The following is a 7,184-nucleotide window of genomic DNA, read 5'->3' as shown; positions in this document are numbered from 1 at the left end:
CCTGCGTCCACCGCGAACCGTCCGACCCGCGCACCGGCCCGACCCGTCCTGTCCTCTCCCCGCGAAGAGAGCGATTACGCATGCCCGCGAATCCCCGCCGACCGCACCGGCCGCCCGGCGCGTCCACACCGGACGCGAGGACGGTCGCGGAGGCCGTCGCCCGTGCCTGGCACGGCACGAACCGCTCGGCTCCGCCCCAGATCCCCCTGTCCACCGTTGCCGCCCTCGCCCTGATCACGCCGCCGCCGGACCAGTCCTCGGCCACCGCCGACCTCATCACCGGGCTGGACACCGAGCAGTTCCACGGGTGCATGCGCACCCAATGGTCGATTTTCGTACGGGCGCGGCCCGACCTGCTGCCCGCCGCCTGGCCACTGGTCCAACCCTGGCTCGGCGCCGACCCGCCCGACGCCGCCACCGTCGCCGCGGCCCGCCGCGTCGCCCACGCCGCACTCGACGCCGGACAGCTGCACCTCACCGGCACGCTGCGCCGCCGCGACGCCGACCTGTTCGGCCCGCTGCTCGTCGAGCTGCGCGCCGACGGTGCCCGCCTCGTCGCCGGCCAGATCTACACCCCAGGCCACATCGCCGACATCCTCGCCGCCGCCCTCATGCGCGGGGCGGCACCGGGCCAGCCCGTGATCGACCCGGCGGTCGGCACCGGCGGACTGTTCCGCGCCGCCGCCCAGACGCTGCGCGCCCAGGGCACCGACCCCGCCAGCATGCTGTGGATCGGCGGGGACATCGACGATCTCGCGGTCGCCTGCTGCGCCGTGAACGCCGCGCTCTGGGAACTCGGACCCAACGTCGTGCTCGGCGTCGGCGACACCCTCACGGACTCCTGGCAGACCACCGCGATCGCCCAGCGCCGCGAGTCCTCCAGATCGCCGACCAGCACCGTGCCGCCGCGTTCGCCGCCGACGTGATCGGCGGCGTAGCCCGGCTGGTCGACGCGACCAGCACCGACAGCGCCGATCCCAATCCCCGGACCTGACGACCAGCGCCGGCCAGAACCCCACCCCCCGCCCCGCGCGTACCGAAAATCAGAGGACCACGATGTCCCCCCGCACCATGAAGGTCACGATCGGCGGCCTCTACAGCGTCTACGACGTCCCCGACAACAAACGGCGCTGGAACGGCTTCGCCGTTCCCGGATTCACCGTGGACCAGGTACACCAGCTCGTCGGGGAAACGAACCAGGCCGCCTCCGACCCGGATATCGGCGCGGCCGAGGTGGACACCATCAGCATCGACACCCAGGGCGTCGTCTCCGTACGCAGCGGAACGTACGACACCACCACCGTCGTCGAGTCCGATCAGAAGGACGGCCTGTTCTACGTCGGGGCCTACGAGTGGGCCTGGGAGATCGTCGAAGACTGAGACCCGCAACCCATCGGACAAGCCAGCTCGGCCCGCCGTGCGTTCAAGCCAGCTCGGCCCGCCGTGCGTTCCCGCGCGGCGGGCCGAATTGCGCGGCTTTCACCCGCGAGCCCTTCGCGTCACATCCCGGCGGCCGACATCCCGGACCAGCCGCGACCGGCGCGGCCCGTCAGCGCCTGACACACGGTCGTCCCATCACCCCGATCAGCTCGCCCGCACCGTTCGCCCGCGCCTGAGAGGAGCGCCCAGCCATGCCGTCGACCCCGCACCTCATCGGCTACGCCGAGCTACTCGGCCGACTCCGCCACGTCCTGACCGTCAACGGCGAGGACATCGTCACCCGCCGCGCCGACGACGTCCCCTTCCAGCCCTACTTCGACCGGTTCGGCTGGCCGCACCGGCTCTACGGCCACGTCCTGTTCGGACTCGACTCCCACCTCGACCCGGCCAGCCTGCTCAACCTCGAACCCGCCGTCGAGGTCTACCAGGTGCTCGGCTACCCGCTGACCGCCAAGGCCACCGCCCTCGCCCGCGAGACCGAGCAGCTCGCCGAGCAGGGCTGGACCTGGGGCCACGCCGTCGACACCGCCACCATCCGGACAACGGTCCAGGACGACGAGCCGCAGGACACCCGCATCGGCGACGTCGCCGTGCTGGCCGTGCTCTCTCACGTCGCCGCCCGCCACGCCGCCGAGATGACCACCCCGACCGGCGCGACCCCCCTGTTCCACCGCGGCTATCCGACCCGGCTCCTCGGCCACATAGCCGCATACCTGCGCGTCGATGCCGTCCACGCCTCCGCCCTCGGAGACACCACCGCACTCGGGCTGTTCACCCATCTCGGCTGGACCGTCTCCCCGCGCGCTGGGGCCGTCATCACCACCGCTGAGGACGTCGAAGCGGCCGGCGCGACCTGGACCGACGCCGTCATCCAGGCCAGGACCACGCCACGCGATCACCTTCGCCGCAAACCCTGGGACCGCTGAGCTGCACCCGACACCCTCCCGGCGCAGCGAAACCGACGGCTCGGCGGGCAGCTGCACCCTCGCGCGCCTCGCGCGCAGCCCACGCTGCGACGACCGTGACCTGCCGCCGCCGGCAGGCGGATGACAAAGCCGGCGGCGGGACGCCTCACAACGGCCGCATTTCTTACCGACAGGATGACCATTTCTTTCTTTCTGGGCATGGGCTTCCGTCGCACCCTGAACACGTCCGCGAGAAAAGGAGCGCCGGCATGCATGAATACATGGCGGACCTCTCCCTGCGTGATTCTGAACCCCCGTGAACCGGCGGCGACGACCGCCTCTCCTTCCCCGCAGAAAGGGTTTTCGTCATGGACAGCGAGCACAACGAACTGCGGATCGGTAGCGCCGTCAAAGTGCCCCTCAACGACGGTGCGATCTGGCGGTTCGGCTGGATCACCCGCATCGACGGAGACGAGATCACCGTCGACCTCGGCAGGGACGGGTCCGTGACCACGACCCGCGGCGAGATCAAGAGGTTGTGAACCGGCTCGGTGTCGCCGTCCCGGGGCGGCGGCGCGCACCCGGGGCTGTGCCGCGGGTCGCCGGGCGATCAGACTGGGGAACGGGCCCCGCCCGCCGGGACGCCGCGCCCGGCGTCCCGGGCCCAGCCCCGTCCGATCCCACCCGCCCCCGAAGGACAGCGCCATGGACATCGAGTCCCACTTCCTGGTCGACGAGGTCGTCAGGCAGGTCCAACAGGCCCTGCGCAACGGCGACCAGCCCGCGATCGCGCTGCTGGAAGGTGACTCCGGGCGGACGTTGAGCAACTCGGCGTACCTGCGTGACCCCGCCCGAGCGGAGGAGTTCGAGCGCAGCGTCGCCCGCGAGGCCGAAACGATCGGCCTTGCCCGGCTGGTGCTGGCCGTCCCGATGATCAGCAGTCCAGGCGTCATCGACGAGGACGCGGTCCGGTTCCGCAACCCGAACACCGGCCCGCTGCGCGACGACGACGGCGAACAACATGTGATCGTCTGGACGCTCTACGACGAGGAGGAAGGCGTGTCGTGCGGGATGGCCCCCTACAGTCGCAAGCGTGACGGCACCCCCGTGTTCGACGACGACCCCGACGGCGCCTTCTCCATCGCGCTGAACCCCGGGCCCGGAATGCCCGGCCTCACCGTGCTCCGCGAACTCCTCGACGAGAACCTGCAACGGCGCAAGCGCCGCTGACGGAGGGAACACCCGGCGTTCGTCTGGGAACGCGGCCGGCGCCCCTGGACCTACTGGAGGCCACTGTGAACGACGCCACCTGGACCCTGGTGACCGACGTTGTGGGGCGCGTGCAGCAGTCCATCAGGATGGCCGACTGCCCGGCGGTCGTCATCCTCGACGGGGACCGCCGACAGGTCCTCTCCAACTACGATTACATCCACGGCGAGGACGCGCGCACCGATTTCGAGACCCGGGCCGCCGAGCACGCACGGCAGCTCCACGTCCGCCGGTTCGCCTTCGCCGTGCCGCAGATCATCGAGATGCTCCCCGGCGGCCTCCAGGCTCACGCGTTCTCCGGCCGGCCCCTGCGTGCCTGCGAGCAGGAAAGCGTGGTCTGGACCGCCTACGACGCCGACGACGGCGTCGACTACGGCTGGGCCCCCTACACTCGCCGGCCGGGCGGGCAACCCGTCTTCGACGAGCCCACGACCTTCGACCTGCCCGTCCAGGCAACGGAGCGCACCCCCGGCATCCGTCTGCTCCGGCTGCTCACGGGCGCATGAGCCCGGACGCCTCGCCCGGCTGAACGGGCTGGCGCGGCGCCGGCTTCAGACGGCTGGCGACCATGGGCTCAGCCGCCGGGCCGTCAGCCGGCCGGGCAAGGGGCAGATCGGCTGGCACGGGCTCCGCCGGGGGTCGGCCGGGTGAAGTCGCTGTCGCTGGAGACGAGGCAGAACCCGTCGAACCGAGCGGTGACCTATCGCGGTCCGTGAGTAGAAGATCGGCGGCGCTCGGAGCCCGGAGCTCTGGGCCGGACACGCCTCCCCAGCCTGAGACTTGTGGTGGACCAGCCTCCACCGCCCTGGCTGAGATCGTCGCCGTCCTCCGCCGCATCGAGGAGAACGTGGCGACCATCGCCGAGCGCCTGATGCGGCACCCGGCTGGTTCCCCCTCAGCGATGCCGACCCGGCCAGCGAGGACGCCGTCATTGACTCCTGTGCAGTGTGACGCCGGCTGGTTCGTGAATAGGCCCGGTGAACGACACGGCCCGTAGGCTCTGGGAGCGGTCGCAGCTCGCGCCGCACGGCGCCAGCGCGCACCATCGAACGCCAGCCGCCGCAACCGGCCACGGCGCTCATGGAAATTGAACCGGAGCGTGCTATCGGTGAGCATCTTGAGACGAACGAGGAACTAGTACTACAGTCACAGTGATCTACTTGTGGTCTTCATGTCAGATCTCCGCCGTGGCACCTTGCGCACTCAACATCGATCAGATGTCGGATCGGCAGGAATGGGCAGGTTTGTGACGATCCGCGGAGCGGGTCGTTTCGACGATCTTGAGGTCTCGCATCGTAATCCCCGATCTCGCGGCGATGGCCCCAAGATCGCAAACATCGACGCTGGGGTCGGGGCGCTCCCACGAAGCAACAACAGCCCAGGTCAGGGGCACTTCCGTCGAATCAAGACCACGCGGCTACCACTGTTGCTGCCGTACTAGCTGATGGCTACAGCGATGTGATCATTGGTGAACGAATCACGGCCTCCGTACCCCAGACACGGAAGGCCACTCCATTTCCGCCATCTACGCCACAGGCCGCGGGCAGACGAGGGCCGTCCGCCAACGGCCACTTCACATGAGGCCCGGGGACACCGCCGACCGTCCCAGTGGCACTGGCCGTCGGACCGTGTACTTCGATCGTCCAGGCGATCTCTATGAGCTCGCCCGCGACATATGGCCGGGGCACGCGTGCCGGTGTGTCGTTGATGAAGGTATAGGTGTTGTACTCTCCGGACTTAACAATCCCCGCGAGGACACGCTGTGGCTCGCCGGGCGATTCAATGAAGCCGTACTGTAGGTACGCTCCCATCGGTTCACCATTTTGGCCAATGGCCATGCAGGTCCCAACACCGAACCCCCAGCCGAGGTTGGAGATTGGGCTTTTGGGCAGGGCGAGTGGAGGCGTCTTGAGGTCGACGGTGAACGTCAGACGGTAATCACAATAGCCGACTCCGTCCAAGGCCCAGCCAGCCGAGTTGTAGTCGCCCGGTTCAAGCGCTATCTGTAGAAGGTTTGCCCCATAAGAGGCCGTCCCGTTCCCGAACTGCTGCCATCGGGAGAGGTCGGCGTTCGCCTCGGGCGCGATCGTCTCACCCGGCTTACAGCCGGCCTCGGGCTCGGGATCGCGCTTCGAGCCACCCGGCAGCACCGTGAGAAGACCAAAGGCGATGGTAGTAATCGCAACAACGGCCGTGGCCGCGCCGAGATATCCACTGCTCCCCAACGCGAGATATAGCGTGGCTAGGAGGGCGGCAGCCATCACCACCGCGAGGCCCACCCGCACGAGGCCATCCGTAAAAGAGAGAAGCACAAGCGCTGCGACAGTCACGCAGCCGAGCAGGCCCACGAGGAGCCACCGTAGCTGGAGAGGCACCATTACCCCCGGTTTCATGTGCCGATCTTGTGGCTAGTTACCCGAGGGTGCTCCGGCCTAAACCTGATCCGAAAGCAGAGAAGAATTCTTGCTAATCAGCAAGATGGACCTCGGCTCGCCTACTCCAGAATCCCGGCCAATGCAATGTAAATTGCAAGACAAGATCGGGATGGTCGAGAACGCAATGGACGGCCGACCCCTTGCATCAAGATCGCAATACCTTGACTACTCTCTGAAGTCTTGGCTCGGGACATGCTCACCCGCCCGGCTACCAGGACCGACTCCGTGCCGATGTTCGGAAATGAACACGCGGAGTTCCTCCAGTCCGGGGAGCGAGCCATGATGGACACGTTCACAGCGCAGCCCACCACTCGCCGTAGCCAAGAGCAGGGTTTCCGTCATCGGCCGGCCGTGCAGCAGGCCGTAGATCACGCCGCCGGAGAACGCCGCCCCCGCACAGTGGGTGTGCCGTATCTGCAAATCGAAGGCCGGCATGGCCACCAGGTCATCCGGGCCGGCCGCCACTGCGCCGAACACCCCGGCGGTGACCACCGCCCATGAAGCTCCCGTCTGATCGACCAGTGCCCCGGCAGCGGCTGGGGCACTTTCGTGTTCGGCGTCATCGACGTTGGTCTGGATGATCAGGCCGGGATAGCCCTGGACGGCAGCCGCCACGGCCGGCGACAGGACCGAACCGCCGAGGTTCACCAGCAGCGGCACGCCGGCCTGCCGCGCGGCCTGGATGGCGCGGACAGCCGCGGGCTCGATGAGCTGGTAGCAGTCGATGTAGGCGAAGGAGGCCTCAGCCAGCGGCGCAAGATCGACCGCGGCCAGGGCCTCGGCGACGCCGGGTAGGTGCGGAAACCAGGTACGGGTGCCGTGGTCGTCGGCCACGATCACGATTTGCGGCGTGGGCAGCCCGAGCACCGTCTCCGAGGTGGTCATTACCCGGTTGCGGTGCAGCCATGCCCTGACTTGGTCGCCAGGGGCATCGTCGCCGATGCCGTTGGCGACTACGAGCGCCGGGACACCGAGCGCAGTCAAGACGGCAGCGACCATCGGGCCATCTGCCGCGATGGAGGTTTCGGCCCGCTGAACCTCGGCGCCGTGGTTGACCTGCGGGAAGCGCTCGACGTTCCACAGCGATGCGGCGGCCAGGTAGCTGAAGCAGACCACTTGGCCGGAAGCGGTGGCC

8 protein-coding genes are annotated in these 7,184 nt (G+C 68.6%); 6 read left to right on the top strand and 2 right to left on the bottom strand.

Annotated features, from left to right (window positions below; all coding sequences use genetic code 11):
* From U9980_RS17860 to U9980_RS17835, 6 genes are all read left to right on the top strand, one after another.
* On the top strand, positions 1–926 hold a 926-nt coding region (locus tag U9980_RS17860; protein WP_322768962.1), incomplete at its 5' end, for an N-6 DNA methylase.
* A gap of 130 nt (positions 927–1,056) precedes the next feature.
* Positions 1,057–1,380 (top strand): hypothetical protein, encoded by a 324-nt coding sequence (locus tag U9980_RS17855; protein ID WP_322768961.1) that lies wholly within the window; start codon positions 1,057–1,059, stop codon positions 1,378–1,380.
* A gap of 251 nt (positions 1,381–1,631) precedes the next feature.
* Positions 1,632–2,366 (top strand): hypothetical protein, encoded by a 735-nt coding sequence (locus tag U9980_RS17850; RefSeq protein WP_322768960.1) that lies wholly within the window; start codon positions 1,632–1,634, stop codon positions 2,364–2,366.
* A 347-nt stretch (positions 2,367–2,713) separates the two neighbouring features.
* The gene (locus U9980_RS17845) at positions 2,714–2,887 is read left to right on the top strand and encodes a hypothetical protein (protein ID WP_322768959.1); all 174 of its coding nucleotides are present in this window, start codon (positions 2,714–2,716) and stop codon (positions 2,885–2,887) included.
* 163 nt (positions 2,888–3,050) lie between these two features.
* Complete coding sequence (locus U9980_RS17840; protein ID WP_322768958.1) at positions 3,051–3,575, top strand: hypothetical protein; 525 nt, start codon at positions 3,051–3,053, stop codon at positions 3,573–3,575.
* A 65-nt stretch (positions 3,576–3,640) separates the two neighbouring features.
* Positions 3,641–4,120 (top strand): hypothetical protein, encoded by a 480-nt coding sequence (locus U9980_RS17835; protein ID WP_322768957.1) that lies wholly within the window; start codon positions 3,641–3,643, stop codon positions 4,118–4,120.
* A 942-nt stretch (positions 4,121–5,062) separates the two neighbouring features.
* Here the strand turns inward: U9980_RS17835 and U9980_RS17830 are convergent.
* A complete protein-coding gene (locus U9980_RS17830) occupies positions 5,063–5,962 on the bottom strand; it encodes a hypothetical protein (RefSeq protein ID WP_322768956.1) in 900 nt (299 codons plus the stop codon).
* A 252-nt stretch (positions 5,963–6,214) separates the two neighbouring features.
* On the bottom strand, positions 6,215–7,184 hold a 970-nt coding region (locus U9980_RS17825), incomplete at its 5' end, for a carbohydrate kinase family protein (protein ID WP_322768955.1).

Origin of the sequence: Protofrankia sp. Cr1, assembly GCF_963555865.1 — a bacterium.
Taxonomy (GTDB): domain Bacteria; phylum Actinomycetota; class Actinomycetes; order Frankiales; family Frankiaceae; genus Protofrankia.
Note: the sequence above shows the minus strand (reverse complement) of the source record. Positions and strands in the feature narration are given on the sequence as shown.